The 26,928-nt window shown below is 47.0% G+C and carries 28 protein-coding genes; 22 read left to right on the top strand and 6 right to left on the bottom strand.

Annotated elements, in window-relative coordinates:
* The first annotated feature begins 19 nt into the window (after window positions 1-19).
* The 7 genes from QWY22_RS12195 to guaC all read left to right on the top strand — a co-directional run bounded on the left by QWY22_RS12195 (window position 20) and on the right by guaC (window position 7,622).
* Window positions 20-364, top strand: coding sequence for a hypothetical protein (locus tag QWY22_RS12195; protein ID WP_036804015.1), 345 nt, complete (start codon window positions 20-22; stop codon window positions 362-364).
* A gap of 141 nt (window positions 365-505) precedes the next feature.
* Entirely contained in the window at window positions 506-1,489 is a 984-nt protein-coding gene (locus QWY22_RS12190; RefSeq protein ID WP_300981140.1) for a thiamine pyrophosphate-dependent dehydrogenase E1 component subunit alpha, read from the top strand.
* 24 nt (window positions 1,490-1,513) lie between these two features.
* Complete coding sequence (locus QWY22_RS12185) at window positions 1,514-2,497, top strand: alpha-ketoacid dehydrogenase subunit beta (RefSeq protein ID WP_300981139.1); 984 nt, start codon at window positions 1,514-1,516, stop codon at window positions 2,495-2,497.
* Window positions 2,498-2,514: 17 nt separating this feature from the next.
* Entirely contained in the window at window positions 2,515-3,939 is a 1,425-nt protein-coding gene (locus QWY22_RS12180; protein ID WP_300981137.1) for a dihydrolipoamide acetyltransferase family protein, read from the top strand.
* A 13-nt stretch (window positions 3,940-3,952) separates the two neighbouring features.
* Complete coding sequence (lpdA, locus tag QWY22_RS12175; protein ID WP_300981136.1) at window positions 3,953-5,335, top strand: dihydrolipoyl dehydrogenase; 1,383 nt, start codon at window positions 3,953-3,955, stop codon at window positions 5,333-5,335.
* Window positions 5,336-5,500: 165 nt separating this feature from the next.
* On the top strand, window positions 5,501-6,439 hold the full coding sequence (locus QWY22_RS12170; RefSeq protein WP_300981135.1) for a sugar-binding transcriptional regulator: 939 nt from the start codon (window positions 5,501-5,503) through the stop codon (window positions 6,437-6,439).
* 199 nt (window positions 6,440-6,638) lie between these two features.
* Window positions 6,639-7,622 carry a GMP reductase gene (gene guaC / locus QWY22_RS12165; RefSeq protein ID WP_300981134.1) on the top strand — a complete coding sequence of 328 codons (984 nt, stop codon included), beginning with the start codon at window positions 6,639-6,641 and terminating at the stop codon, window positions 7,620-7,622.
* Window positions 7,623-7,678: 56 nt separating this feature from the next.
* Here guaC and QWY22_RS12160 read toward each other — a convergent pair whose 3' ends face one another.
* The 3 genes from QWY22_RS12160 to QWY22_RS12150 all read right to left on the bottom strand — a co-directional run bounded on the left by QWY22_RS12160 (window position 7,679) and on the right by QWY22_RS12150 (window position 9,603).
* Complete coding sequence (locus tag QWY22_RS12160; protein ID WP_300981133.1) at window positions 7,679-8,893, bottom strand: RtcB family protein; 1,215 nt, start codon at window positions 8,891-8,893, stop codon at window positions 7,679-7,681.
* A gap of 65 nt (window positions 8,894-8,958) precedes the next feature.
* A complete protein-coding gene (locus QWY22_RS12155; RefSeq protein ID WP_300981132.1) occupies window positions 8,959-9,300 on the bottom strand; it encodes a YcnL family membrane protein in 342 nt (113 codons plus the stop codon).
* A gap of 156 nt (window positions 9,301-9,456) precedes the next feature.
* On the bottom strand, window positions 9,457-9,603 hold the full coding sequence (locus tag QWY22_RS12150; protein WP_300981130.1) for a hypothetical protein: 147 nt from the start codon (window positions 9,601-9,603) through the stop codon (window positions 9,457-9,459).
* A gap of 356 nt (window positions 9,604-9,959) precedes the next feature.
* Here QWY22_RS12150 and trxB point away from each other — a divergent pair, with 356 nt between their 5' ends.
* Window positions 9,960-10,910: a thioredoxin-disulfide reductase gene (gene trxB / locus QWY22_RS12145; RefSeq protein WP_300981129.1), complete on the top strand. Its 951-nt coding sequence runs from the start codon at window positions 9,960-9,962 to the stop codon at window positions 10,908-10,910.
* Here trxB and QWY22_RS12140 read toward each other — a convergent pair.
* Complete coding sequence (locus tag QWY22_RS12140; RefSeq protein WP_300981128.1) at window positions 10,899-11,447, bottom strand: TVP38/TMEM64 family protein; 549 nt, start codon at window positions 11,445-11,447, stop codon at window positions 10,899-10,901. The genes trxB and QWY22_RS12140 overlap by 12 nt on opposite strands.
* A 38-nt stretch (window positions 11,448-11,485) precedes the next feature.
* Between QWY22_RS12140 and QWY22_RS12135 the strand changes: the two genes are divergently transcribed.
* Window positions 11,486-12,193: a class I SAM-dependent methyltransferase gene (locus QWY22_RS12135; protein WP_367281280.1), complete on the top strand. Its 708-nt coding sequence runs from the start codon at window positions 11,486-11,488 to the stop codon at window positions 12,191-12,193.
* 47 nt (window positions 12,194-12,240) lie between these two features.
* Here QWY22_RS12135 and QWY22_RS12130 read toward each other — a convergent pair whose 3' ends face one another.
* The gene (locus QWY22_RS12130; RefSeq protein WP_300981127.1) at window positions 12,241-13,143 is read right to left on the bottom strand and encodes an aldo/keto reductase; all 903 of its coding nucleotides are present in this window, start codon (window positions 13,141-13,143) and stop codon (window positions 12,241-12,243) included.
* An 80-nt stretch (window positions 13,144-13,223) separates the two neighbouring features.
* On the opposite strand from QWY22_RS12130, the gene QWY22_RS12125 reads away from it, so the two are divergent.
* The 7 genes from QWY22_RS12125 to QWY22_RS12095 all read left to right on the top strand — a co-directional run bounded on the left by QWY22_RS12125 (window position 13,224) and on the right by QWY22_RS12095 (window position 20,155).
* Window positions 13,224-13,775, top strand: coding sequence for an NUDIX hydrolase (locus tag QWY22_RS12125; RefSeq protein WP_300981126.1), 552 nt, complete (start codon window positions 13,224-13,226; stop codon window positions 13,773-13,775).
* A gap of 103 nt (window positions 13,776-13,878) precedes the next feature.
* A complete protein-coding gene (fur, locus tag QWY22_RS12120) occupies window positions 13,879-14,340 on the top strand; it encodes a ferric iron uptake transcriptional regulator (RefSeq protein WP_036804068.1) in 462 nt (153 codons plus the stop codon).
* 72 nt (window positions 14,341-14,412) lie between these two features.
* Window positions 14,413-15,315, top strand: coding sequence for a site-specific tyrosine recombinase XerD (xerD, locus tag QWY22_RS12115; protein ID WP_300981125.1), 903 nt, complete (start codon window positions 14,413-14,415; stop codon window positions 15,313-15,315).
* A 74-nt stretch (window positions 15,316-15,389) separates the two neighbouring features.
* Complete coding sequence (gene deoB / locus QWY22_RS12110) at window positions 15,390-16,574, top strand: phosphopentomutase (RefSeq protein ID WP_300981124.1); 1,185 nt, start codon at window positions 15,390-15,392, stop codon at window positions 16,572-16,574.
* A 17-nt stretch (window positions 16,575-16,591) separates the two neighbouring features.
* Window positions 16,592-17,896 (top strand): pyrimidine-nucleoside phosphorylase, encoded by a 1,305-nt coding sequence (locus QWY22_RS12105; protein ID WP_300981123.1) that lies wholly within the window; start codon window positions 16,592-16,594, stop codon window positions 17,894-17,896.
* 381 nt (window positions 17,897-18,277) lie between these two features.
* Complete coding sequence (gene lysA / locus QWY22_RS12100; protein ID WP_300981122.1) at window positions 18,278-19,600, top strand: diaminopimelate decarboxylase; 1,323 nt, start codon at window positions 18,278-18,280, stop codon at window positions 19,598-19,600.
* 180 nt (window positions 19,601-19,780) lie between these two features.
* Window positions 19,781-20,155 (top strand): GNAT family N-acetyltransferase, encoded by a 375-nt coding sequence (locus tag QWY22_RS12095; protein WP_300981121.1) that lies wholly within the window; start codon window positions 19,781-19,783, stop codon window positions 20,153-20,155.
* Between the two features lie 136 nt (window positions 20,156-20,291).
* On the opposite strand, the gene QWY22_RS12090 is transcribed toward QWY22_RS12095, so the two are convergent.
* Window positions 20,292-20,798, bottom strand: coding sequence for a DUF309 domain-containing protein (locus QWY22_RS12090; RefSeq protein ID WP_300981120.1), 507 nt, complete (start codon window positions 20,796-20,798; stop codon window positions 20,292-20,294).
* Window positions 20,799-21,001: 203 nt separating this feature from the next.
* Between QWY22_RS12090 and QWY22_RS12085 the strand changes: the two genes are divergently transcribed.
* The 6 genes from QWY22_RS12085 (at window position 21,002) to ccsB (ending at window position 26,754) form a co-directional block, all read left to right on the top strand.
* A complete protein-coding gene (locus QWY22_RS12085) occupies window positions 21,002-21,775 on the top strand; it encodes a segregation/condensation protein A (protein ID WP_300981119.1) in 774 nt (257 codons plus the stop codon).
* On the top strand, window positions 21,753-22,343 hold the full coding sequence (scpB, locus tag QWY22_RS12080) for an SMC-Scp complex subunit ScpB (protein WP_300981118.1): 591 nt from the start codon (window positions 21,753-21,755) through the stop codon (window positions 22,341-22,343). The genes QWY22_RS12085 and scpB overlap by 23 nt, the downstream gene beginning before the upstream one ends.
* Window positions 22,344-22,535: 192 nt before the next feature.
* Window positions 22,536-23,267: a pseudouridine synthase gene (locus tag QWY22_RS12075; protein WP_300981117.1), complete on the top strand. Its 732-nt coding sequence runs from the start codon at window positions 22,536-22,538 to the stop codon at window positions 23,265-23,267.
* 90 nt (window positions 23,268-23,357) lie between these two features.
* On the top strand, window positions 23,358-23,906 hold the full coding sequence (gene resA / locus QWY22_RS12070; RefSeq protein WP_224076820.1) for a thiol-disulfide oxidoreductase ResA: 549 nt from the start codon (window positions 23,358-23,360) through the stop codon (window positions 23,904-23,906).
* A 14-nt stretch (window positions 23,907-23,920) separates the two neighbouring features.
* Entirely contained in the window at window positions 23,921-25,573 is a 1,653-nt protein-coding gene (gene resB, locus QWY22_RS12065; protein WP_300981116.1) for a cytochrome c biogenesis protein ResB, read from the top strand.
* Window positions 25,570-26,754, top strand: a complete 1,185-nt coding sequence (ccsB, locus tag QWY22_RS12060; protein WP_300981115.1) for a c-type cytochrome biogenesis protein CcsB — start codon at window positions 25,570-25,572, stop codon at window positions 26,752-26,754. The genes resB and ccsB overlap by 4 nt, the downstream gene beginning before the upstream one ends.
* Window positions 26,755-26,928: the final 174 nt, after the last annotated feature.

Below are 26,928 nucleotides of genomic sequence, written 5' to 3'. Positions count from 1 at the left end.
AAACGAGAAGGTGTTCTAGATGAAAGTGAAAAAAATGGAAGCAGGATTGTATTGTATCCATTGCAAAGAAGAAGTTGACCATGAAATCACATACATCAACAGTGATATCAAGAGCATCAGATGCCTTCAATGCAACCGTACAAAAGAATTGAAAGTGGATTTGAAAAAAGAATTCTACCGGGAAATTTACGAACGCATTGCTACTAAACCTACCCGGATGACCAAAGAGTACCGGGAAGATTTGAGCCATTTGCTGTTTTCTCTTCCTGTGCGGGCCATCAAAAAACCGTACCGGATTTTGAAAGACGTCAATTCATCTAGAAAAGTGATCAAGACGTACAAATCAAAGAAAAGCATAAAATAATACTCTCCTGTTCAAGGGCCAGGCTTCTCCATTTAACAGAGGAGTCTGGTTCTTTTCTTTCTTGACTAATTAACTGAAAAGTCTTATGATATTTACATATGTTACGCATGTGAACAAATGTAAAATAGAGGAGGATTTCGAATGGCACAATTAGTTAATTTACCACCCCGAGTCCAAGAAACAGATTTAAAGGGTTTATTGAAACAGATGTGGCTGATCCGCTATTTTGAAGAAAAAGTGGATGAGTTTTTTGCGAAAGGCATGATCCACGGAACGACGCATTTAGCGGTAGGCCAGGAAGCTTCAGCAGTAGGGTCCATTGCGGTGCTTGAAGGCAGGGACAAAATCACCAGTACTCACCGGGGCCATGGACATTGCATCGCCAAAGGTGCAGAAGTGAATAAGATGATGGCTGAATTGTTCGGGCGGACAACCGGTTACTGTAAAGGCAAAGGCGGATCGATGCACATCGCGGATGTCGAACAAGGAAATTTGGGTGCGAACGGAATTGTCGGCGGCGGTTTTTCGATTGCGACAGGGGCTGCCTTAACTTCTAAAATGCGGAACGAAGGATATGTCGTGCTTTGCTTTTTTGGAGATGGGGCCTCCAATGAGGGCAGTTTCCATGAAGCGGTCAACTTGGCCTCGATATGGAAACTTCCGGTCGTCTTTATTTGTGAAAACAACCAATACGGGATGTCTGGACCAGTGAAAGAAATGATGAACGTAGAAGACATTGCACAGCGGGCAGAAGCGTACGGCATTCCAGGGAAAGTCGTCGATGGCAATGATGTGTTCAATGTCATGAACGGCGTAGGAGAAGCAGTGGAACGGGCACGGAACGGGGAAGGCCCTTCCATCGTGGAAGCAAAAACGTACCGCTGGAAAGGGCATTCGAAAAGCGATGCGAAAAAGTACCGGACACGCGAAGAAGAGCAGGAATGGCGCGCGAAAGATCCGATTGTCCGCTTACGGGACGTATTGGTCCAGGAAGGCTTGTTGACGGAAGAAGAAGCGGACAGCATCAAAGCCGAAGCGAAAAAAGAAATCGAGGAATCGGTGGAATTTGCAAAAGACAGCCCGATGCCGACACTCGATGATTTGATGGAAGATATCTATGCCTAAGACGGAGCAAAGGGGAGTAAAGCGATGAGAGAGTTAACGTATTTAGAAGCGGTCAGAGAAGCGATGAGCCAGGAAATGCGCCAAAACGAAGACGTCTTTATTCTAGGTGAAGATATCGGTGTTTACGGTGGTGCTTTTGGGGTGACGCGCGGCATGATTGAAGAATTCGGTCCGGAACGAATCCGAAATACACCCATTTCTGAAGCGGCGATATCCGGTACGGCAGTCGGAGCAGCATTAACCGGCATGCGGCCGATTCTGGAACTCCAATTTTCCGATTTCATCACAATTGCTATGGACAATATGGTCAACCAGGCTGCGAAAATCCGCTATATGTACGGCGGCAAAGGAAAAGTGCCGATGGTATTGCGTACGCCGGCAGGTTCTGGAACAGGTGCAGCGGCGCAGCACTCGCAAAGTTTGGAGGCTTGGATGGCCCATGTGCCGGGCTTGAAAGTGGTTCAGCCTTCAACAGCTTATGACGCCAAAGGGCTTTTGAAAGCAGCGATTGACGATGACAACCCGGTCATTTTTTATGAACACAAACTTTGCTATAAGACGAAGTCGGACGTGCCGGAAGAACAGTATTCCATTCCGCTCGGGAAAGCGGATGTGAAACGGGCAGGGACCGATGTGACAATCGTTGCTACCGCGATTATGGTCCATAAATCACTTGAAGCGGCAGCGGAACTTGAAAAAGAAGGCATCCAAGTCGAAGTGATTGATCCGCGCACGCTTGTCCCGTTGGATACAGAAACAATTATCCAGTCGGTGAAGAAAACGAGCCGGCTGATTGTGGTCCACGAAGCGGTCAAGCGCGGCGGGTTTGGCGGAGAAATCGCCAGCACAATTGCAGAAAGCGAAGCCTTTGATTATTTGGATGCACCGATTAAGCGGCTGGGCGGCAAAGCGGTTCCGATTCCGTACAATCCGGAACTCGAGAAAGCGGCCATTCCGACGGTCAGCGACATTGTTGCAGCTGTAAAAGAAACGCTAAACCGCCAGTAGGGAGGAGGAATAGACCGATGGCTAAAGAAATATTCATGCCAAAATTGAGCAGCACAATGGAAGTGGGAACGTTGCTGCAATGGTTCAAAAAGGAAGGCGACTCCGTGGAAGTGGGCGAACCTTTATTTGAAATTATGACGGACAAAATCAATATTGAAGTGGAATCCTACGAAGAAGGAATCCTGCTGAAAAAATATTTTGAAGAAGACGATGAAGTGCCGATCAACCACATCGTTGGATATATCGGCGAAGCCGGTGAACAAGTTCCTGAAACTCCCCCTGGCGAATCAGGAGCTGCGAAAGAACAGGAAGAAGTAAGTGACTCACGGCAAGCGCAGACGGAAGATCTGGCAGAGCAAGGCATAACGGAAACCACTTCTGAAGAAGTGGAGAACGAGCCCACCGAAACAGCGGAAACGGCTGAAAAACTCCGGGCAACGCCTGCGGCTAGAAGGGTAGCAAGAGAAGAGAGCGTTACGCTTGCAGAAGTGCCGGGATCCGGTCCGAATGGACGAATTCATCAAATCGATGTGATGGCTTTTGCTTCTTCAAACGCAGCACCAAAAGCAACGCCGCTGGCGAAAAAAGTGGCCGAAGCGGAAGGCATTGACTTGAATGCGGTGACCGGAACAGGATCACAAGGAAAGATTTACCGTGCCGATGTGGAAGGGGCAAAACAGCCTGCATCGCCATCCGCGCCAACTCCTGCACCAACTCCTGCACCAACTCCTGCACCAACTCCTGTGGCAGCTGGTGGAAAACGCGTAAAACTGGAAGGCATTCGGAAAGTGGTTGCCCAGCGCATGCTTCAAAGCAAGACAACCGCGCCTCACGTAACCTTAACAACCGAAGTGGACATGACGGAAACCATCCAGCTCCGGAAAAAATTGCTCGGCTTGATTGAGCAGCAGACCGGCTTCCGGGTTTCGTATACGGAAATGATTATGAAAGCTGTGGCGACTTCGCTGAGTCTGCACCCTTCTATCAATGTGACATTGGAAGGAAATGAAATTGTTTACCGGGAAGAAATCAACCTTGGCTTGGCAGTTGCTGTGGACGACGGGCTGCTTGTTCCAGTGGTGAAAAATGCCAATCAAAAAGGCCTTTCTGCAATCACAGCCGAATGCAAACGCCTTGGGAAAGCAGCGCGCGACAGCAAGCTGAAACCGGACGAAATGGCCGGCGGCACATTTACCGTCTCCAATCTCGGAATGTACGCCATCGATGCTTTTACCCCTGTTATCAATCAGCCTGAATCCGCTATTCTCGGAGTCGGCCGCATCAATGAAAAGCCGGTAGGCGTTAACGGAGTGATTGAGCTTCGTCCAATGATGGTCCTGAGTTTGTCATTTGATCATCGGGTCATTAATGGCGCTCCGGCAGCTGCTTTTTTGACCGAACTAAAAGAAGTGCTCGAACAGCCGTTTAAATTATTGGTTTAAGGAGTAGATCCTATTGAATAATTATGAAGTGGTCGTGCTTGGAGGGGGTCCGGCCGGTTATGTTGCTGCTATCCGGTCCGCCAAGCTTGGGAAAAAAACGGCGCTAATCGAGGCACGTGAACTTGGCGGTACCTGTTTGAACCGTGGGTGCATCCCGTCTAAAACGCTGCTCCGGCATGCAGAAGTCATTGAAACCATTGAAAAAGCCAAAAGCTGGGGGATTGAAACAGGACCGGTGACATTTTCGCTTTCCAAAATGCTCGCCCGCAAAGATGCAGTGATTCAGCAATTGAGGAACGGCATCGCGCACTTGCTGAAACAAGGGAAAATCGATTTATTTAACGGCTTGGGAGAAATACGGCCTGACCGTTCGATTGCCATCCAGCTGAAAGACCGGGAAGAAGTGGTCCAAGGGGACAAAATTATTCTCGCTACGGGTTCACGGCCCATTGTTCCACCAATCCCCGGTATTGAAAACGCCCGATACTTTACGAGTGATACGATTTTTGATATTGAAAAAATTCCCGATTCGATGGTTATTGTAGGCGGCGGCATCATCGGAGTGGAACTTGCTTGCATCTTTGCCAGCTTGAATGTCCCGGTCAGCATCGTCGAGATGAGCGGCCGCATTGTCCCGAGTGAAGAGCCTGATGCGTCCAAAGCTCTGGCGAAATCGTTGAAAAAGAAAGGGATTTCAATGCTTACAAGCACAAAAGTCACCAGCATTGAGCAAAAAGAAAACACGCAGCTTGTAAACGTCGAGACCGAAAACGGCAAAAAAGAAGCTTTGGAGACAGACCTTATTCTAATGGCAGTCGGCAGGGCACCGAATACCGCTGCTTTCGCTGACTTGGATTTGAAGATGGACGGACGTTTTGTCCAAGTGGATGAACGGATGGCCACAAGCCAGCCGGAAATTTTTGCGGTCGGCGATGTCATTGGCGGCTGGCAGCTCGCCCATGTGGCCAGTGCAGAAGGCATCGTTGCAGCAGAGAATGCAGCAGGGGAAAACCGGACAATTGATTATGCCGTAGTGCCGCGCTGTGTTTACACAAGTCCAGAAATTGCCAGCGTCGGCTTGACAGAGGAAGAAGCGAAGCGGCAGGGCATTGACTATAAAGTGGTGCGGGTAGATCACGCCGGCAATGGCAGAGCTTTGGCTCAAGGTGAAAAGGATGGATTTACAAAATTGATTGCCGGCACAAAATACGGTGAAATTCTCGGTGTGTTGATGGTTGGTCCCCATGTAACGGAAATGATTGCAGAACCATCGGCGTTCATCCATTTGGAAGGGACAGTCGAGGAAATGGCTTCTTTGATCCATGCCCATCCAACTGTCAGCGAAAGCCTATACGAAGCAGCTGCATCGTGGCTTGGAAAAGGCGTTCATCATTAATTGCCAAATACTGCCTCTGCATCCTATAATAGAAGAGGATAAAAAGGGACGAAACGGAAGCAGTGGACAAACAGGGCATGTTCCATACGCCCTGATTCGGAAATGTAAGCGGTTTACCGGAGAGGTTCATTCGCTATTAGTTGATTATGATGAGAAGGTGCAGCGATGATGAATTGGGAAGAACGCAGACAAATTGTGAAAGTGTCGAGGCTGTATTATTTTGAAGGGCAGACACAAGCCGAAATTGCCAAGAAAATTGGGGTATCACGGCCTGTGATTTCCAAATTGCTGAACAAAGCACGGGAAACCGGCATTGTGGAAATTTATATTAAAGATGAAAATGCGCATACGGTTGAATTGGAGCATCGGCTGGAAAAAAAGTATCAATTGAAAGAAGCGATTGTCGTTCCGGCTGCCGGCCGGGACCCGGAGATGATCAAGCATTCTCTCGGGAAAGCCGCTTCCTTCTACATATCCAAAAACATCAATGGGAAAAAGTCACTGGGCATTTCCTGGGGAAGCACATTGGCAAAATTTGTGCAGGAATATCCTTTTGAACAGCATCAGCAGTTGAAAGTCATTCCGTTAGTTGGCGGAATGGGACGAAAGCTGGTCGACATCCATTCCAATTTGCTCGCATACCAGCTGGCGCAGAAAATGAATACGGATTGTTCGTATCTTTACGCTCCGGCTATGGTCGAAACTGCTGAATTGAAAGAACGCCTGGTTCAATCGGAAGACATTGCGATGGTATTGGAAGAAGGGCGCAACGTCGATATGGCGGTTGTCGGCATCGGCAACCCGTTCGAAGGCTCCACCATGACGACGATGGAATACTTGAAAGAAGAAGATTTAAGGTCTTTAAAACAAGCCGGCGCAGTCGGAGACATCGGCTCGCGATTTTATGACCAGGCGGGAAATGAAATCAAGCATCCATTGAACGATTTGGTTATCGGGCTGGACATCAGCGAATACAAAAAGATTCCTGAAGTCATCGGCATTGTGGAAGGCACACATAAAGTGGAGAGCATCCGGGCTGCGTTAAGAGGCGGCTATTTGGATGTTCTGGTGATTGACGATGCGACCGCGGATTTGATTTCATGAAAATAGAGGCTGCCGGGGCAGAAGGATAACTTCTTCCCCGGCAGCTTCTTATTCGGGTTTAAATGGAGTGGTCCGGCAGCTTTAAAGAAAAAACCAGGAATTCTCCTTTGACATCTGGCTAAAAATAAAGTACATTATCTTATGGACGAACAATTATAGCATTATATACATAAAATATTCGTGTTTGGGAGTGTTTCGGATGGATAATGTGTTTGATTACGAAGATATTCAATTGGTTCCTGCAAAAGCAGTGGTGGACAGCCGGTCGGAATGTGATACATCGGTTGAATTCGGAGGGCGCACGTTTAAGTTGCCGATAGTGCCTGCCAATATGCAGACGATTGTGGATGAAACAATAGCGTTATATTTAGCAGAAAATAATTATTTCTATATTATGCACCGTTTTGAGCCGGAAAAACGCTTGGAATTTGCGAAGGATATGCAGGCGCGCGGACTATACGCATCAATCAGCGTGGGCGTCAAAGAAGAAGAATATACATTTGTCCAGCAATTGGTGGATGCGGGCGTTACACCGGAATACATTACAATTGATGTAGCGCACGGCCATTCCAACGGCGTTATCAAAATGATCGGGTTCATCAAAAAGCACCTGCCTGGCAGCTTTGTCATTGCTGGGAATGTGGGGACGCCGGAAGCGGTAAGAGAATTGGAACATGCAGGCGCTGATGCGACGAAAGTAGGCATTGGGCCAGGGAAAGTCTGCATTACCAAAATCAAGACTGGCTTTGGTACCGGCGGCTGGCAACTGGCGGCTCTTCGCTGGTGTGCAAAAGCAGCAACCAAGCCGATTATTGCCGACGGCGGAATCCGTACACACGGCGATATTGCAAAATCGGTGCGTTTTGGCGCTTCGATGGTTATGATCGGTTCTCTTTTTGCAGGGCATGAAGAATCGCCGGGGCAAACGGTGGAGAAGGACGGCAAGCTGTACAAAGAGTATTTTGGGTCGGCTTCTGAATTCCAAAAAGGTGAAAAGAAAAACGTTGAAGGCAAAAAAATGTTTGTCGAGTACCGTGGTCCATTGAAAGATACTTTGGTTGAAATGGAACAGGATCTTCAATCTTCGATCTCTTATGCCGGTGGCGACAAATTGTCGGCAATCCGCACAGTGGATTATGTAATCGTGAAAAACTCGATTTTCAACGGCGACAAAGTTTATTAAGGCAGTAGACAAAAACAGGAAAAGGCGCAATTGCTGCCTTTTCCTGTTTTTTGCTTTTATCTTCGGACAAACTTATCGCTTGCTTTGAAATTATAGACGGGTTTGATGATTTTTGATACTTCAACAGTCTCCCCGATCTGGCCCATGATTTCTTCAAGCGGTTTGTAGGCCATAGGCGCTTCGTCGAGTGTTTCAAGGGACACGGAACTGGTCCAGACGTCTTTCATGGTAGCAGTGAAATCTTCCAGGTTCAGCGTATTGGAAGCTTGTGTCCGGCTCATCACCCGTCCAGCGCCGTGCGGGGCTGAATAGTTCCAATCGCTATTGCCTTTGCCGGTCGCGAGGATGGAACCGTCGCGCATATTGATCGGAATGACAAGTTGTTCGCCTTTTTGCGCAGAAGTGGCGCCTTTTCGCAATATCATGTTTTCGGTGTCGATATAGTTATGGATTGAATCAAATGAACCGGCTTGGGTCAAGTTCATCCGGGAAAGGATCGTTTCTGCAATTTGGTTTCGGTTGGCGAGTGCATATTGCTGTGCCAGTTTCATATCATGAATATAATCATGGAAAGCTTGGCCTTCTAAATAAGCCAAGTCTTTTGGAATCGGCGGGTGTTCTTCCCCAAAGCGTTTAATGGCGGACTGGATTTCCGAATGCCGGTTTTCCATCTTCAATTGGGCAATGATGTCTGAAATGCCGCTGCGGTTCAATGAATCAAACGCCAATTTTTGATAATGCTGCGCAATCTTTGCCCCGACATAGCGGCTGCCGGTATGAATCAGCAAATAATGTCGCCCGTCTTCATCCCGTGACACTTCGATAAAATGATTGCCCCCGCCTAAGGTGCCGAGGCTAAAGCGGCTTCGGTCGTTGTTAAGAATGTGCCCGGCTTTAAAATCAGCGGATTCTGGAAATTCTTCCTTAACCGATCCCACGGTTTCTTCCGAATGCAGCTCAATGCCGCTTGGCACAAACTGGCGGATAATCTGGTCCAATTGATTGAAATCGATCGAGCGGTCGTCCAGCTGGACTACTTTTACGCCGCAGCCGACATCGACCCCTACCAGATTGGCGACGACTTTATCGGTTAATTCAATCGTGGTTCCGATAACGCAGCCTTTTCCGGCGTGGTAATCCGGCATGATGCGGATTTTGGCATCCTTCAAAAATGCCTGGTTGCATAGCTCTTCAATCTGTTCAATTGCAGTTGGCTGAGGTGAATTTGAATAAATCAACGCTTCTGTCTGTGTTCCCGATACTTTAATCATTGAAATCTCCTTTTCCTGAGCATTTTCTTTTGGAGCGACCGGGAAATTCCCAGCTTTTAAATCGATTATTTTTTGGAATGCAAATTGCCCTTGTTGAACATCACAACGGCGTTGAATTTTTCATATAAGGCGTAGAGCGGATAGCAAAATGCCAGAAAAACCAAAGCGGTCGGCACTTTTTCCACCAACGGAATGATGCCGGTCAAAAAAGTTTTGACGGTGATGCCCAAAAAGATGAGCAATGGAACGGCTACAGCACCGAGCAAAAGCAAAAAAGGCGTGACTTTGGTTTCCTTAAGCTTTGTGCTGCAATGCGGGCATTTCATCGTATAAGGAGAAGAAAAGTCTTCGAAATGTTCAACAGTCAATGGCTTGTGGCAATGGGGGCAGGGAGTAGAAGTCTTCATCGTATTTCTCCTTGAATAGGTAAATTTTCTTTATTATAGTCTTTTTTACCTGCTAAGGAAATAGCTTTTTTATGCCTAAAGAAATAAAATTGGGGATGATCCCGTTCCGAATGGCAGCAGCCGAACCTTTAAGGAAGGCTCGGCTGCAGGTGAATCTTAGTTATCTGGTTCATCGTAATACCCTTTGTACATTTTACCGACTCGCTCTTTAAATTCTTCCATATGGACAAAGCGCGCATCCCGCTGCATTTCTTTTCCGTCTGCAAAAAGGATCAAAACCGGAGCCGTAAAAATGGAGAGCATTCCGGCGAGTTCCGGAATGCGCGATGCATCCGCTTGCCTCGCTTGAATCTGCGGGAATTCAGTTAAGGCCTCCTCAACCTGAGGAAGCAACGCATGGCAGACGCTTCATGACGGAGTGAGGACATAGAGAAAGTTCAACCCCGGCCGACCGGTGAAGCTTTCGGTTTCTTGTAAAGAAGCGAGTTCTTTCATATTGATGCACCTCCAGTAATGGGTTCTTAAATGTTTTCCCCGTATCACTCCAAACTAAGCAGCTGAACAGTTTATTGGCCGGCGGAACGGGAATTTACTAAACAATAGGCTTCAGCCGAGCAAAGAAGCCAATTCCAGCTCCACGAATACAGGAGGTGCGGCAAATGGAAAAAGTGGTTATTTTGGGGACAGGGCCGGCAGGATTGACAGCAGCCATTTATTTGGCGAGAGCCAATATGAACCCCTTGGTCATTGAAGGCGCGGAACCGGGTGGTCAATTGATCTTGACAACCGAAGTGGAAAATTATCCTGGTTATACAGACGGCATACTCGGTCCCGAATTGATGGATAATATGCGAAAGCAGGCTGAACGGTTTGGGGCGCAATTCAGGCGCGGCTGGGTCACAGGAATCGATTTACGGAAAAGGCCATTTAAAATCACGCTGCAAAAAGGCGACGAACTGACAGCAGAAGCCGTGATTATTTCTACGGGAGCCAGCGCAAAAATGCTCGATATTCCTGGGGAATCGGAAAACTTGGGAAAAGGAGTCAGTACGTGCGCCACATGCGACGGCTTTTTTTTCCGCAACAAGAAAATCATTGTTGTCGGCGGAGGGGACTCTGCGATGGAAGAAGCGAGCTTCCTTACGCGGTTCGCTTCCGAAGTGGTGGTTGTCCACCGGCGGAATGAATTAAGGGCATCCAAAATCATGCAGGAACGGGCACGGCAAAATCTCAAAATCACTTGGGCGCTTGACCGGATACCGCTGCGGGTCGTCACAAAAGACGATAAAGTGGCGGGGTTGAAGGTGCGGAACAACGAAACTGCGGAAGAAGAAGTTATCGAGGCAGACGGCATCTTTATAGCAATCGGCCATTTGCCGAATTCAAGCTTTTTGAACGGGCAAATCGAGACAGATGCAATTGGCTACATCAAAGTGAATCCCGGGACAACTGAAACGAATATTCCCGGTGTGCTCGCATGCGGAGATGTCCAGGACAGCAAATATCGGCAAGCCGTCACCGCCGCCGGAACAGGCTGTATGGCGGCGCTCGATGCGGAACGGTTTTTGGAAGGGCAGGAAATCGTCGACTGGAGCCAATCACTGCCTTAAACCGTTTCCAGTCGCCTTGCGCTTACGCAGCCAAACAAACAATGCTGTTAGGCAGACGGCAATTCCTACGGCGTACTGGACAACAGCTGGCACCGTTTCGATAATACCGTAGACAATGGCTGCTTCAAGTAAGACAGCCGGAATTTTCCCAAGGCTGCTGGCAATGAAAAACAGCAGCCCGTTGATCGGTGTCAAAGCCGCACCTGCAGTGACGAGGCCGGAAGGGATAAACGGGAGCAGCCGAAATAGCAGGATGCCCCAAAATACGGTTGCTGCCGGCTGCTTGTGCATGTAATTCCAGAAGCGGGACTGTTTCCAGGATGGCTGCACTTTTGAAAAGCCGAACCGGTATAGGTAAAAACCGAGGACGGCCCCAAAAATTTCGCCGGTGAGCGACAGCACAGTTCCCGCCACCACACCGAAACCGTTGATGTTCATGCCGGTCAACAAGAAGCTGGGGACAAACCCAAGCGCACCGGCGGCCAAGTTAAGCAGCAATACCGTTATAAATTCAAATGAGATGTCATTGATGTCCACGTCGGACGGCCTCCTGTAAACCAAGGGAATGGTTTAGTTTGTTCTATTATAAAGGACAAGGGATGCCAGAGGATAGCACGTCTTTAATTGTTCCAAAAGAACGCAAGGCAGCAAGGGAAAAGGAGCGCAGTAAAATGGCAGACCAGTTCAGCAAAGTGTATGACAAAACGATGCAGCCGTTGGAAAAACTGAAAATCAGCCAGCTAAGGTCGGAGCTTACCGAAAAAGCTGTTGGCCATGTGCTGGAAATTGGATCTGGGACAGGGGCAAATTTTCCGTTTTATCGAAATGCCTTGAGAGTAGACGCTATTGAACCCGATCTGCAGATGAGCAAACAATCGACTCCGAAGATAGAGAAGGCAAGGATTCCCATTGAAGTTCATACTGCAAAAGCAGAGCAACTGCCCTTTGATGAAAATGTCTTTGATACAGTTGTGGCAACCCTGGTTTTCTGCACCATCCCGGATCCCCACCAAGCGCTTCAGGAAATTCAGCGCGTGGCAAAGCCTGGCGCTAGCATCCTTTTTCTAGAACATGTGCGGATGCCGCAGGAGGTAATGGGGAAAGCACAGGATTTAATGACCCCGCTTTGGAAAAAAGCATTTGCCGGCTGCCATTTAAATCGTGACACGCTCGCGTTGATCAGAAATTCAGAGCTGTCAGTAACAAAAATCGATTCTCATTACAAAGGATTTTTACTAGCAATCGACTGTGTAAATGATAAACAGAACACGCAGTCGCTATAGAACATAAAACAGGTCGACAGCGGGAATGCTGGCGGCCTGTTCTGTGTTTATTCGCGATGCTCCTGGTACCGGTCTAGTTTGGTCAAGCTGCGGGCTTGTTCGATTTGTTCAGCCGACACAGCCGTTTCATAGGCTTTCAGCGTATCCTGGATTTGAGAAGGCGAACTTGCACCGGCTACAACAGAAGCGACGGCAGGATGCTGCAGCACAGAGTGAAGCGACAAGGCGTGAAGGTTCGGATGGATGTCCATCAGCTGCTGCACCGTATTTGCCAGCTCTCCTTCACCGTAAGCCATGTAGCTGCCTGTTTTATTGGCGCGCTCCATCCCTTCAGTGGTCAATAAGCCTTTTGCCAAGCTGCCGCGGGTGACAACAGAACGGCCGGCAGCATGGATTTCGTTCAAGTATTCTTCTGGGCGGCGGTCAAGCAGGCTATACTGCATCATGATCGACACAATATCGCTGTCTTTTAAGAAACGGCGGATGACATTCGGCCGGATGGACGAAATGCCATAGGCACGGATCAACCCTTCTTTTTGGAGCGACTCGAATGCGTCAATCGTTTCCTCGGTATTGTCGCTGATCATCCCACCGTGCAATTGATATAAGTCAATGTAATCGGTCTGCAGACGCTTCAGGCTCTTGTGCACTTGTTCCGTAATATACGCTTTCGTTGCATTCCATTTCACTTCATCGGAATCTGTACTCCATTGGTTGCCGACTTTTGTTGCAATGACGATGCCGCTTCGGTGTTTTTTGAGAAGTTCGCCGACCAATTCTTCGTTTTTGCCTTTATTGTACAAATCGGCTGTATCAAAATAATGGATGCCGGAAGAAACGGCTGCATCAATGATAGCGCTCGCCTCTCGCTGGTCAAGCGGCAGCGACATGCAGCCGAAACCGATTTCACTTACTTCGATGCTGCTATTGCCTAAATTCACTTTCTTCATCATTCCACCTCATTTTAGTATGTTGTTTCTCTTATGGTATACTTTGCGGTAGAGAAATCACAAATGAAAAGAGGATTCTGATGAAAAAATTTGAAGAAAAGACAATCAGCTCCAACCGGATTTACGAAGGCAAAATCATCAACTTGAAAGTGGACGAAGTAAGCCTGCCAAACGGCAACACGTCCAAACGTGAATTGGTGGAACATCCCGGAGCGGTTGCATTAGTAGCTCTTACACCGGACAATAAGATCATCCTAGTGGAGCAGTACCGAAAAGCATTGGAACGCACCATCGTAGAAATACCTGCCGGCAAAATCGAAAAAGGGGAAGCCCCGGAAGTTACTGCGCTGCGGGAACTGGAGGAAGAAACGGGCTATACGGCCGAAAAACTCGACTTGATCCAATCTTTTTCGACTTCGCCTGGATTTGCCGATGAAATCATTCATCTTTACGCAGCGGAGGGCTTAAGCAAAGCCACTTCAGGTGCAGTGCTGGATGACGATGAATTTGTCGAACTGATGGAAGTGTCAATAGAAGAAGCGGAGCAGATGATGAAAGACAACCGGATTTATGATGCGAAAACGGCCTTTGCCGTATTATGGGCAAAGCAAAAGCTGGCAATTGAGAATTAAACGCCCTCTAGTTTATAATCATTCTAAAGAAAGAATGGTTATATATCTTGTAAATGAGAACCGACTTTTGATATAATGAAGTCAGTTTGGGGGAGGGCGTCGCATGGAAACCAGAATTGACCGAATCAAAAAGCAGCTGCATGCAGCAAGTTATAAATTGACGCCACAGCGTGAAGCGACTGTCCGAATCTTGTTAGACCATGAAGAAGACCATTTAAGTGCTGAAGACGTTTACCTGTTGGTGAAAGACATTGCACCGGAAATTGGATTGGCCACAGTGTATCGGACCTTGGAGTTATTAACAGAATTAAAAATCGTCGATAAAATTAATTTTGGTGATGGAGTATCACGCTATGATTTGCGCCAGGAAGGCGCAGCCCATTTCCATCATCATTTAGTATGCATAGAGTGCGGAGCAGTGGACGAAATACAGGAAGATTTGCTTGAAGATGTGGAATCGGTCGTTGAAAAACGATGGAATTTCCAAATTAAAGACCACCGTCTTACTTTTCATGGCATTTGCTGGCGCTGCCAGGACCGCAACTCACAAAATCCAACGGAATGATTGGTGAGAAAAGGAAGGATGGCCAACTAAAGGTCGCCTTCCTTTTCTATTTCTCGAAATGGAGGGATTACGATGAAATATGCAAAAGATGCATTGGATGACTATCTGCATTTTCTGCGGGTAGAGCGGCAGCTTGCTTCGAATACCTTGACATCTTATGAACGCGATTTGAAAAGTTATTTGCAGTATTTAAAAGAAGTGGAGCAGCTGGATTCTTTGCGCAAAGTGGAGAGGGTACATATATTGAATCACTTGCGCCACTTGAAAGAAACTACAAAAACCCCTCGGACCGTCGCACGGCACATCTCTTCGATCCGGTCGTTTCATCAATTCCTGATTAGGGAAAGAGTAGTAGACAATGACCCGACCGTCCATTTGGAAATGCCCCAGATGGAGAAGAAACTGCCGAATATCTTGTCGATTGAGGAAGTGGATGCACTGATGCAGGCGCCTGCTGAAAACAAAGCGAATGGCTTAAGAGACCGGGCCATGCTGGAACTGCTTTATGCAAGCGGAATGCGGGTCAGTGAATGCATCAATCTGAATATCGAAGACGTCAACTTGACGATGGGTTTTGTAAAATGCTACGGCAAAGGCGGAAAAGAACGCATTATTCCACTTGGAAAAACGGCGCTTGCCGCGTGTAGAACATATTTGGAAAATGCCAGAGCCGAACTGGCGAAACCCGAAACCAAAACCGATTCCCTTTTTATCAACCAGCGGGGGAAACGGCTGACTCGCCAAGGTTTTTGGAAGCTGCTCAAGCAGCATGCCCAAAAAGCCGGCATCCAAAGAGAATTGACGCCGCATACACTGCGGCATTCGTTTGCTACGCACTTGATTGAAAACGGGGCAGATCTCCGGGCTGTCCAGGAAATGCTCGGGCACGCAGATATTTCAACCACTCAGATCTATACCCACGTCAGCAAAACAAGACTGAAGGATGTTTATTCACAATTTCATCCACGTGCTTAATTAAAAATGAGGTCAGACTTCTGACATTGAGTGCTTTTGTGTTAATATAGGATGGTAAATAAGGAGGAAATTACATGTCAAATAAAGTTTTTAACCGTATACATTTAATCGTTCTGGATTCAGTCGGCATTGGCGAAGCTCCGGATGCTGCAGCATTTGGAGATACAGGCTCTGACACACTTGGACATATTGCAGAGGCGGTCGGCGGACTCCATATGCCGAATATGGAAAGACTTGGCCTGGCCAACATCGTTCCTGTGAAAGGGCTTACGCCAGCTGATCAACCGGCAGCCTACTACGGAAAACTGCAGGAAGCGTCAGTCGGCAAAGATACGATGACTGGCCACTGGGAAATCATGGGTTTGAACATCGATACACCATTCAAAGTTTATCCGGAAGGCTTCCCGCAAAAATTGATCCAGCAGCTTGAAGAGCGCACAGGCCGCAAAGTGATCGGCAACAAACCGGCAAGCGGCACAGAAATTTTGGATGAACTGGGCAAAGAGCATATGGAAACAGGCGCAATCATTGTTTATACGTCTGCCGATCCGGTTTTGCAGATTGCTGCGCACGAAGAAATTGTCCCATTGGAAGAGCTTTATAAAATTTGTGAAATTGCACGCGAATTGACGCTGTCTCCGGAATTTCTCGTGGGCCGGGTCATTGCACGTCCTTTCCTGGGTGAAGAAGGCGCGTTCAAACGGACATCAAATCGCCACGACTATGCATTGAAACCGTTTGACCGCACTGTGATGAACGAATTGAAAGATATTAATAAAGACGTGATTGCCATCGGAAAAATCAATGACATCTACAACGGCGAAGGCGTGACAAAAGCGCTTCGTACAAAAGACAATATGGACGGCATGGACAAACTGGTCCAAGTGGCCGGTGAAGACTTTAACGGCATGAGCTTCCTGAACTTGGTCGATTTCGATGCGCTATATGGCCATCGCAGAGATCCTCAAGGCTATGCAGAAGCACTCGAAGCGTTTGACCGCAGATTGCCCGAAGTGTTGGACCGTTTGACGGAAGATGATTTATTGATCATCACAGCAGACCATGGCAACGATCCGACTTTCCCAGGGACTGACCATACACGTGAATACGTGCCGCTGCTTGCTTACTCTCCTCGTTTCAATGGGGGACAGGAGCTGGCACTTGGCAAAACATTCGCAGATATTGGTGCGACAATTGCAGACAATTTCTCTGCTCCGATGCCAAAATTCGGCAACAGCATTTTGACTAAACTAAACTAAAAAGGCGGTAGTATTCCATGAGAATGGTCGACTTGATTGAAAAGAAAAGAGACGGTTTTGAACTTTCTACTGAAGAGATTCAATTTATCGTTACAGGCTACACAAAAGGCGAAATCGCTGATTATCAAATGAGTGCATTTTTGATGGCGGTTTACTTTAAAAATATGACAGAACGTGAACGTGCCGATTTGACGATTGCCATGGCGAATTCAGGCGACCAAATCGACTTGTCCGCGATTGACGGCATTAAAGTTGATAAGCATTCAACTGGCGGCGTCGGCGATACGACGACCTTGGTTCTTGGGCCGCTTGTTGCCGCTTGCGGCGTCCCCGTTGCCAAAATGAGTGGACGCGGGCTTGGCCATACCGGCGGAACGATTGATAAACTCGAAGCAATTGAAGGATTCCATGTAGAAATCACTTCTGAAGAATTTATCAAGCAAGTCAACGATATTAAATTGGCTGTTGTCGGGCAAAGCGGAAACTTGACGCCGGCTGACAAGAAATTATATGCACTGCGTGATGTAACAGCGACAGTCAACAGCATTCCTTTGATTGCAAGTTCGATCATGAGCAAAAAAATTGCTGCTGGAGCAGATGCCATCGTGCTGGATGTGAAAACAGGCGAAGGCGCATTCATGAAGACAGAAGAAGATGCGAGAGAATTGGCGCATGCCATGGTCGGCATCGGCAACTCGACAGGCCGCAAAACAATGGCCATCATTTCCGATATGAGCCAGCCGCTTGGATTTGCTATCGGCAACGCATTGGAAGTGAAAGAAGCCATTGAAACGCTGCAAGGCAAAGGCCCTGAAGACTTGACAGAGCTATGCCTGGTCCTTGGAAGCCAGATGGTTGTAGTCGGCGGCAAAGCAGAAACTTTGGAAGAAGCGCGTGCCATGCTGGAAGAAGTAATTGCCAACGGCAAAGCGCTCCAAGTAATGAAGCAATTTATTGAAGCCCAAGGCGGCAACCCTGCTGTAGTGGATGATGTCAACCTGTTGCCGCAAGCGAAATTTGTGACGGAAGTCCCTTCTGAGCAGGACGGCTATATTTCCTTCATGGAAGCGGATGAAATCGGAACTGCGGCGATGGTGCTTGGAGCAGGACGTGCAACAAAAGAATCGGAAATCGATTTGGCTGTCGGCATCGTCTTGAACAAGAAAGTCGGCGACCGTGTCGAAAAAGGCGAATCGATCGCCACCATTTATTCGAACACAGAAGAACTCGCAGAATGCATGAAGATGTTATATAATAGCATAGAATATTCAAGCGAACCGGTTGATAAAGTACAGCTGATTTCTGCGCTGATTACCGATTAAAAAGCCTTGCTGAGATTATTCTCAGCAAGTTTTTTTGTATATAAGTTGAATCAATAAATTAGATGTTGATGAAATCGCTCCAGGCGGACGCTTTCCGCGGGAGGACCGTGAGCCTCCTCAGTCGCCGCACTCCCTGCGGGGTCTCACCTGGCCCTCTATTCCCGCAGGAAGCGAGTTGTGCTAAGGTAACTTGCACAGCTCGCTTGCGACGAAGCTAGCGCAGCGATGCAACGCTCTTTCATGTTTCGAAGCTAGCGAAGCGATGCAGAAACAGGAACATATGTTTTCAACGGAGTTGTTTTGCGGAATATCGACATACAGAGATTATTAGTTTAACTTATATAATGAGACTTTCAGTTCGCATATAACAGGAGGGATAGCATGCATTTATACGGCACTCAAACTATCAACGAACAAGGGCATTTGACAATTGGCGGAACGGATTCGGTTGAACTGGCCAAAGAATACGGCACTCCGCTTTATGTATACGACATACAATTGTTCCGGGAACGGGCAAAAGCGTTCCAGAAAACTTTTGAAGAAGAAAGCATTGCTTATCAAGTGGCTTATGCCAGCAAAGCATTTTCAAGCATTGCCATTTACCAGGTGGCTGCAGAAGAAAACTTATCGCTGGATGTCGTTTCGGCTGGAGAATTGTATACCGCAATTCAGTCCGGGTTTCCAAAAGAAAAAATCCATTTTCATGGCAACAACAAAAGCGAAGCTGAACTTCGCATGGCTTTCGAAGAAGAAATCGGCTGTATCGTCGTCGATAATTTCTATGAAATCGAATTGCTGAAAAACCTTTCGGAACAATTGAAAAAACCGATGAATGTCTTGCTGCGTGTAACTCCAGGGATAGAAGCCCATACGCATGATTACATTACGACCGGCCAGGAAGATTCAAAGTTCGGGTTTGATTTGAACAACGGACAGGCAGACCGAGCGTTCCAGGAGACTTATCAGCACGAATTTCTAAATCTTTTGGGGCTTCACTGTCACATCGGCTCCCAGATTTTTGATACGGCCGCGTTCCGTTTAGCAGCTGAAAAATTGGTCGGCAAAATGAGTGCTTGGAAAAACGAATTCGATTTTTCATGCCCGGTTTTGAACTTGGGTGGAGGCTTCGGCATCCGCTATACAGAACAAGACGAACCGCTTGAACCTGCGGTATATGTCAAAGAAATGATTCAGGCAGTCAAAGGGACATCTGCTGCCGCTGATTATCCGGTTCCTGAAATCTGGATCGAACCAGGCCGCTCGCTTGTGGGCGACGCCGGCACTACTTTATATACAATCGGTTCGATGAAAGAAGTGCCAGGCACCCGGAAATATGCGGCAGTGGACGGAGGGATGTCTGACAACATCCGTCCGGCGCTGTACGGGGCAAAATACAGTTCGCTGATTGCCAATAAGGCAAACGAGGCGGCGACGGAACAGTACACAATTGCAGGGAAATGCTGTGAATCCGGGGACAAGCTGATTGAGCAAGCCGATTTGCCAGCGGTTGAAGCCGGCGATATTCTAAGCGTATTCTGTACCGGCGCGTATGGTTATTCGATGGCCAGCAATTACAACCGCATTGCCCGTCCTGCTGTGGTCTTTGTTGAAAACGGGGACCATCAACTGGTTGTCGAACGCGAAACTTTACACGATTTGGTGAAACATGATCTAAGTTATAAAAAACGGGTGGAAAGCAAATGAGAAAGACCAATATTATCCTATTAATTCTTCTTTTAGTGATGGCTCTCGGTTGGGGAATCGTCTATTGGCTCTTTTTTGCAGACACGGTCATCAATGGATGAATCCGGGCAAACTTGAGTTATTTGCACGTTTATAGTAGGATGGTTAAAGCCGCTTAAAGACGAAAATGAGGGATTGAATATGCTACTCAGATATAAGAAATCATTCGAAAAAATTGCAATGGGGCTGCTGTCATTCATGCCAAAAGAGCGTGAGTTGAAAAAACTTCAGCAAACCATGCACATATACGATGAAAACCCTGATTGGCAGCTTTACCTTTGGAAAAAAGGCGAAGACTTTGTCGGATTGCTGGGTGTGGAAGTCAGCGAACATTATTTCACAATTCATCATATTTCGGTGAATCCATCCCATCGGGGCGAAGGAATAGGCCACGCCATGATTGAAAAAATCCGCCAACTCATGCAAGGAAAAGAAATGCGTTCAACAGATGAAACAAGAGCTTTCCTGCAAAAATGTCCTGAATTGGAAAAAGAAACAGGAAAACAACAGTTTTAAATGGACCAAACACAAAAAGAAAGTGCAGGCATATGCCGCACTTTCTTTTTGTGTTGCCTATAAAATCAGTTTCACACATGCATCTATGTATAGGGAGAACCTGATTTAAAGTGAAATAAAAGGCATTTCTTTTATCTCAAAGTTCCAGGTTTCTTCTTTTGCGCTGTTCCCGCAGATTGATGATGGAAGAGCGGTCCCGCAGACGATGTTTGTGCATGATGTAATAAGGATCCTGGTCCACTGTCGGGTTGGCCGCATGGTAATTCTTGACGGTTTTTTTCAGCTCTTTTGAAGTCACTGGAATAGGAAAAGGGCTGAAAGGTTTGCGTTCCGTTACTGCTTCAATTGCATTGGAAATGTTTTTGATCAGCAGTTCCTGGTCAAATCCTTCCACCCATTCACCGCCGCTGGCAAGCTTGACTTTAGAACGGATAAATGAACGGAGCGCCCCCGGATAATTGCTTCTGCGCCAATGGTACATGCCCACAGCGAGCTGAATCCAGCCGGTCAAAGGATGTAATTTGTTTTTCGGAGCAACTGCTTTCCAGTATTCCTCGCCTACTTCGTGGCATTCAAAATAATCCTGTTCTTCGTTGAAATGTATGATAAATCGGATAAAAAGCGGATGATGGAGTGGGTGCATTTTAATCCCCTTTCTACTATAATAAAGTGAAACTGCATTATGCGGACGCCTTCCCCGCAGAATGCTAGCTGAACCAATCGGACTTTTAAGGCCAGTAGGAGGCTGCGCAGCAGATCCGTTACTGGGGGTTTAACCGGATACAAGTATAGACTTGTTTGAGGCGAACAGCAAGATTGAGTAAATTTAAAGTCAGGTGGAGAATCATGTCTTATGAAGTAAAAGTAGAGGCTTTTGAAGGTCCTCTTGATTTATTATTGCATTTAATACATCGTTTGGAAATTGATATTTACGATATTCCAGTTTCTCAGATCACTACCCAGTATATGGAACACATCCGGGCTCTGCAAGTTCTGGAACTGAACGAAGCGAGCGAGTATTTGGTCATGGCTGCGACGCTCCTTGCGATCAAAAGCAAAATGCTGCTGCCGGTCCACGAAGGCGATCTTGAAGACATCGAATATGAATTCGAGGAACAGGATCCGCGCGACGAACTGGTGAACCGCTTGGTCGAGTACCGGAAGTACAAAGAAGCTTCCATCAAGCTGAAAGAACTGGAATCCAACCGGTCCGCTATTTTCACAAAAGCTCCGATGGACTTGTCCGGCCTGCAGCCTGCTATGGTTGACGACAGCCTGGACCTGGAAGTCAATGCCTATGACATGCTGGGAGCTTTTCAAAAGATGATGCGCAGAAAGCAGTTGAAAGCGCCGCTGTCTGCCCGGGTGGCTCGCCAGGAAGTCTCTATTAAAGATCAAATGACATCCATTGTCAACCGCCTGAAAGGTGCAAAAGGGCGGACGCCTTTCACTGAATTGTTTCCATCCAATGATAAAGCGGTATTGGTCGTATCGTTTCTGTCCGTACTTGAACTGATGAAACGGCAAGTAATCCAAGTGGAGCAGGAAAAAAACTTTACAGATTTGATGGTCGAATTAAAAAAGGAGACGTGGGAATATGAAGACGACTCTTTCGAGTAAATTAGAAGCGCTGCTATTTGTAGCCGGCGATGACGGCTTAACAATGAAACAACTGCAATTTCTAACGGAAGCAGAAAAAGTGGACATTTTGTCAAGTGTCGAAGAATTGACACAAAGATACAAACAGCCGGAGAGCGGCATCATGCTGAAAGAGTTGGCCGGAGTTTACCAGCTGGTGACAAAGCCGGAAGCAGCAGAGACGATTCAAAAACTGGTGGAAAACCCGACGTCTCAAGCCTTGTCACAGGCTTCCTTAGAAGTGCTGGCCATTGTGGCATACAAACAGCCGCTAACCCGGTTGGAAGTGGAAGATTTGCGCGGCGTCAAAAGCGAGAAGCCTTTGCACACGCTGGCTGCCAAAGGGCTAATTCAGGAAATGGGGCGTGCGGAAGGCACCGGGCGCGCTATTTTATACGGCACTACCAATGAATTCTTGAATTATTTCGGGTTGAAAGACTTGGGCGAATTGCCTCCTTTGCCGGAGGAAGGCGAACAAAACGCGGAAGAAGAAACGGATTTGTTTATGACAAAGTTTCAGGAGACGTTTAAGCAAGAAGCGGAAGCATGATATTCGGACCCCTGGGAAGACTGCGATTTCAAGCAGTCTTCTTTGCTTTTTATGGGGAAGCAATTGAGCTATGTACTTTCGCTTTTCGACGAAATGTGACATAATTCCGAGTGAGACGAACGGAAGAAAGTATGTTTGAGAGCTGATCCTGCTTCTGCTTTTGTATGTCTAAAAAAATCAATGAGGTGACTTATGGAGAGATTACAAAAAATGCTTGCTCATGCAGGTGTAGCTTCAAGACGGAAGTCGGAGCAATTAATATTGGATGGAAAAGTACGGGTAAACGGCAAAGTGGTAAAAGAATTAGGGACAAAAGTGACGCAAAACGACACGATTGAAGTCGAAGGCGTTCAGCTGGAGAAAGAACAAAAAGTCTATTATTTATTCTATAAGCCCCGCGGCGTTATTTCAGCAGTCAGCGACGATAAAAACCGGAAAGTCGTCACGGATTTCTTTGATGATATCGACAAACGGATTTATCCGGTTGGCCGACTGGATTACGACACGTCGGGATTATTGATTATGACAAATGACGGCGAATTTGCGAATATGCTGACGCATCCGAAGTTTGAAATGGATAAAACTTACGTGGCGCGCTTAAAAGGGGTTCCGGCACGTGAGGACCTGCAAAAACTTGAACGCGGCATCAAGCTTGAAGACGGCATGACGGCGCCTGCGAGAGTCAAACAATTGTCTGCAGACAAGAAAACAGGCAAAGCGATTGTCCAAATCACGATCCACGAAGGGCGTAACCGCCAAGTGCGCAGAATGTTTGACGCTATTGGATTCCCGGTCCAGAAACTGAGCCGCGAGCAATTTGCATTTCTGACCTTGAAAGGCTTGAATGCAGGAGAATCAAGAGAATTGACAGCCCACGAAGTGAAATTGCTGCGCGTCATGGCTGAGACCGGAAAGCGCAATTAACGTTCACAAACCCTTCAAAACTCCGTCCTTTAAGCCTTTGAAACTTTGCTATAATTGGATTTGCATTCATACCTCGAAGGAGGAATAACATTGAACGAAAAGAAAAATAAGAAAAAGCAGAACAGGCTGATTATGCGTACAGTTATTTTGCTTTTAATGATCGCTGCCATTGGCTATACACTTTATAACAATGCAACAGCAGAAGATGTCTCAGTGCTTAAAGCCGGAGACAAAGCGCCTGATTTCTCACTGGTGGACCTGGAAGGGAATACTCACAAATTGTCCGATTACGAAGGGCAGGGCGTATTTCTGAATTTCTGGGGAACCTGGTGCAAACCATGCGCGAAAGAAATGCCTGCAATGGACCGCCAGTATGAACAGTTTAAAGATCAAGGTGTCCAAGTTCTCGCTGTCAATATTGCCCAGTCTGAATTTGAAGTCCAAAACTTTGCTGATCAATACAAATTGTCTTTCCCGGTTGTCATCGACAAAACAAAAAGCGTCATGACTGCTTATAACATCATACCGTTGCCGACAACGGTATTGGTGAACCCGGAAGGGGAAATTGAGCGGGTTATTACAGGTGAAATGACTGAGCAAGACATCAAAGGGTTTATGGAAGAAATTAAACCCGAATAAGGAGTTTTTTTCGGATGGAGAAAATGCAATGCAAGTGCGGCCATGTTAATCCGCCCGGAACGGTATTATGCGAATCCTGCGGGCGGTCTTTGACGGAAAAAGAGCAGAACAGCAAATTAGTGGATATGCGCTATGAAGGAACCGCCAGACGGTCGCAAACGTACAACAAAACGATTGTAGATAAAATCTGGAATTTCTTTTCCAGTGTAAAAGTCGGCGTCAGCCTGATTATCGTCATACTTGTCGCCGCTGCAATCGGAACAATCTTGCCTCAAGAACAATACGTGGATGTGCCGGTCAGAAATGCTGAAACAATTCAAGCTTATTATGCCGATGTATACGGCAGTGTCGGCCGTGTTTATCATTTCTTGGGATTCCATGATCTTTACAGTTCATTCTGGTTTATTATCCTAGTGGGCATGCTGGCTATTTCGTTGATCATTGCGAGTTTGGACCGTTTTGTTCCGCTTTATCGCTCATTGAAAAACCAGCGGGTTCTACGCCATGCAAGTTTTATGAACAAGCAGCGCATATACGCTGAAGGCAATGGTGCTGAAGATACCTTGGATAAGGCGGAAGCGAAGTTAAAAGAATTGAAATACAATGTATCACGAGACAAAAACGGATTGTTGGCGGAAAAAGGCCGGTTTTCCAGATGGGGCCCTTACGTCAATCACATCGGACTTATCATTTTCCTGGTAGGTGTTATGCTGCGCATGATGCCAGGTTTCTATGTGGACGAAACCTTATGGATCCGTGAAGGTGAGACAAGAGCGATTCCAGAAGCGCCGGGCTACACGCTGGAAAGCAAGAACTTTGAGATGGAAACATACAACACCGAAGATGATGCGGTATTTGAAGAGGCCATCGAACGGGTGGGAGCAGTTGCCAAAAACTATCAAACCGATGTCATCCTCTACAAAAAGCCGGAAGATAGCCTTCCGGGCGCCGCTGATTTGGAGAAAATCGACGAATCAGCGATCCGCGTCAACCAGCCGTTGAAGTTTGACGGCTATGCCATTTACCAAATGGACTTCAAATTGAACGAATTGAAAGCCATGACTTTCGCGCTGACCAATAAAGAAACAGAAGAAAGCTTTGGCGAGTTGACGATTGATTTGATCAATCCGAAAAACGATTACGAACTGGAGAATGGTTCTACTGTTAAATTGCTTGGCTATTACCCTGACTTTTCCGGATTTGAAAACGGCGAACCTCAAACAGCAACGCCGCTTCCAAACAACCCAGGATTTTTAGTGGAAATGACAACGCCTGAAACGCCAGGTGGAGAAACAAGCTTTATCACCATTCAGAATACAGTGGAGCCGTTAGGGGAAAACCAATACAAACTGGCCTTCCAAAGTGCAGAAACACGTGATGTTTCCGGTTTGACCATTCGGAAAGACCGTACTTTGCCGATTCTAGGCTTAGGCGGCCTGATTTTCATGATTGGTGTGGCGCAGGGAATGTACTTTAACCATCGCCGTTTCTGGATTCAGCAAAAAGCGGATGGCGAGATTCTTTTGGCAGGCCATACAAACAAAAACTGGTTTGGTTTGAAGAAAGATCTCGATCAAGTTACAGAATATGCGTCGCTTCCTGCTTACCGTGACCAGCAGGAGGAAATTGAGAAACAGCAGAAAGAGGAAGGTGAGGCATTGTCATGAGTTTAGCAGACATTAGCTCCAATCTACTTTATGTAGCATTCATTGCTTATTTGATTGCTTCATTTGTATTCGGCGGAGCTGTAAAAGGAAATAAAGAAAGATCATTCGATTCTGAAAATCGCTGGGGGAAAGTGGCGTTTGCCATTACCATTCTCGGCTTTCTGGCCAATCTGGGTTACTTCTTCACAAGATGGGGCGCAACTGGCCATCCCCCGCTCAGCAATATGTTTGAATTCACGACAGCGTTCGGCATGACATTGGTAGGCGGATTTATCGTGATTTATGCGCTATACAAAACGCCAATCATTGGCATGATTGTTTTGCCGGTTGCGCTGCTGATCATTGCGTTTGCAAGTATGTTCCCAAGTGAAGTCAGCCCGTTGATTCCGGCGCTTCAAACAAACTGGCTTGCAATCCATGTAAGCACCGTAGTAATTGCTGAAGGCGTCCTGGCCATCAGCGCTGCTGCAGGATTGATTTATCTGTTGAAAGTAGTAGACATGAAGAAAAATTCGAAACAGCGCTTTTTCTTGGAAGCCATTATGTATTCGTTGGTTATTGTTTTAGGGTTTGTCATTTCGAGCACATATTTCACTTTGACGGACTATGAAGCCGACTTTACGTACATTGATGAAAAAGATGTTGAAACCGAGATTACGTACAACATGCCGCCAGTATTCGGTATGAACGAATATGTCCAGTTGACAGAAGGCACAATGACGCCATGGGTGGAAACACCGGCAGTCGTAAATGCCAGCAAATTGACAACGGTTTTCTGGTCGTTTGTATTCGGTACGATTCTTTACTGGATCATCCGGCTAGTAGCCAGAAAACGCATTGCGGCAATCTTTAAGCCATTCGTCAAAAACGTCAATTTACAGCTGATGGATGAAATCGGCTACCGTGCAGTCATTATCGGATTCCCGCTATTCTCTTTAGGCGCTTTGATCTTTGCGATGATTTGGGCTCAAATTGCCTGGTCCCGTTTCTGGGGCTGGGATCCTAAAGAAGTATGGGCATTGGTTACTTGGCTGTTCTATGCAGCGTATCTTCACCTGCGCCTTGGAAAAGGATGGCACGGCGAAAAATCTGCATGGCTTGGCGTAGTCGGCTTTGCGATTATCATGTTCAACCTGGTAGCGGTCAACTTGATCATCGCCGGCTTGCACTCTTATGCTTAAAAAGAAAAGCGGAAGCGCCTGTCCAGCTCCGACAGGCAAGTTATGGCCAAATGAAATTTGCGCCATGCCTTTGCGACGAAGCATGCGGTGCTGAGGAGCATGAGTTTTAAGTGAGATAGCTTTAACTTCGAGGAGTTAAAGCTGCAGCTGGGCAAGAAAGAGGTCAGCGCCTTT

Origin of the sequence: Planococcus liqunii (assembly GCF_030413595.1) — a bacterium.
Taxonomy (GTDB): Bacteria; Bacillota; Bacilli; order Bacillales_A; family Planococcaceae; genus Planococcus; species Planococcus liqunii.
The sequence above is the reverse complement of the archived record's forward strand: the minus strand, read 5'-3'. Positions and strand labels throughout refer to the sequence as shown.

Bases quoted from the DNA above. Each gene is read 5' to 3' on its own strand.
- QWY22_RS12195 (WP_036804015.1), top strand. From the start codon at position 20: ATGAAAGTGAAAAAAATGGAAGCAGGATTGTATTGTATCCATTGCAAA.
- QWY22_RS12190 (WP_300981140.1), top strand. From the start codon at position 506: ATGGCACAATTAGTTAATTTACCACCCCGAGTCCAAGAAACAGATTTA.
- QWY22_RS12185 (WP_300981139.1), top strand. From the start codon at position 1,514: ATGAGAGAGTTAACGTATTTAGAAGCGGTCAGAGAAGCGATGAGCCAG.
- QWY22_RS12180 (WP_300981137.1), top strand. From the start codon at position 2,515: ATGGCTAAAGAAATATTCATGCCAAAATTGAGCAGCACAATGGAAGTG.
- QWY22_RS12170 (WP_300981135.1), top strand. From the start codon at position 5,501: ATGATGAATTGGGAAGAACGCAGACAAATTGTGAAAGTGTCGAGGCTG.
- guaC (WP_300981134.1), top strand. From the start codon at position 6,639: ATGGATAATGTGTTTGATTACGAAGATATTCAATTGGTTCCTGCAAAA.
- QWY22_RS12160 (WP_300981133.1), bottom strand. From the start codon at position 8,893: ATGATTAAAGTATCGGGAACACAGACAGAAGCGTTGATTTATTCAAAT.
- QWY22_RS12155 (WP_300981132.1), bottom strand. From the start codon at position 9,300: ATGAAGACTTCTACTCCCTGCCCCCATTGCCACAAGCCATTGACTGTT.
- QWY22_RS12150 (WP_300981130.1), bottom strand. From the start codon at position 9,603: ATGCTCTCCATTTTTACGGCTCCGGTTTTGATCCTTTTTGCAGACGGA.
- trxB (WP_300981129.1), top strand. From the start codon at position 9,960: ATGGAAAAAGTGGTTATTTTGGGGACAGGGCCGGCAGGATTGACAGCA.
- QWY22_RS12130 (WP_300981127.1), bottom strand. From the start codon at position 13,143: ATGAAGAAAGTGAATTTAGGCAATAGCAGCATCGAAGTAAGTGAAATC.
- QWY22_RS12125 (WP_300981126.1), top strand. From the start codon at position 13,224: ATGAAAAAATTTGAAGAAAAGACAATCAGCTCCAACCGGATTTACGAA.
- fur (WP_036804068.1), top strand. From the start codon at position 13,879: ATGGAAACCAGAATTGACCGAATCAAAAAGCAGCTGCATGCAGCAAGT.
- xerD (WP_300981125.1), top strand. From the start codon at position 14,413: ATGAAATATGCAAAAGATGCATTGGATGACTATCTGCATTTTCTGCGG.
- deoB (WP_300981124.1), top strand. From the start codon at position 15,390: ATGTCAAATAAAGTTTTTAACCGTATACATTTAATCGTTCTGGATTCA.
- QWY22_RS12105 (WP_300981123.1), top strand. From the start codon at position 16,592: ATGAGAATGGTCGACTTGATTGAAAAGAAAAGAGACGGTTTTGAACTT.
- lysA (WP_300981122.1), top strand. From the start codon at position 18,278: ATGCATTTATACGGCACTCAAACTATCAACGAACAAGGGCATTTGACA.
- QWY22_RS12095 (WP_300981121.1), top strand. From the start codon at position 19,781: ATGCTACTCAGATATAAGAAATCATTCGAAAAAATTGCAATGGGGCTG.
- QWY22_RS12090 (WP_300981120.1), bottom strand. From the start codon at position 20,798: ATGCACCCACTCCATCATCCGCTTTTTATCCGATTTATCATACATTTC.
- QWY22_RS12085 (WP_300981119.1), top strand. From the start codon at position 21,002: ATGTCTTATGAAGTAAAAGTAGAGGCTTTTGAAGGTCCTCTTGATTTA.
- scpB (WP_300981118.1), top strand. From the start codon at position 21,753: ATGAAGACGACTCTTTCGAGTAAATTAGAAGCGCTGCTATTTGTAGCC.
- QWY22_RS12075 (WP_300981117.1), top strand. From the start codon at position 22,536: ATGGAGAGATTACAAAAAATGCTTGCTCATGCAGGTGTAGCTTCAAGA.
- resB (WP_300981116.1), top strand. From the start codon at position 23,921: ATGGAGAAAATGCAATGCAAGTGCGGCCATGTTAATCCGCCCGGAACG.
- ccsB (WP_300981115.1), top strand. From the start codon at position 25,570: ATGAGTTTAGCAGACATTAGCTCCAATCTACTTTATGTAGCATTCATT.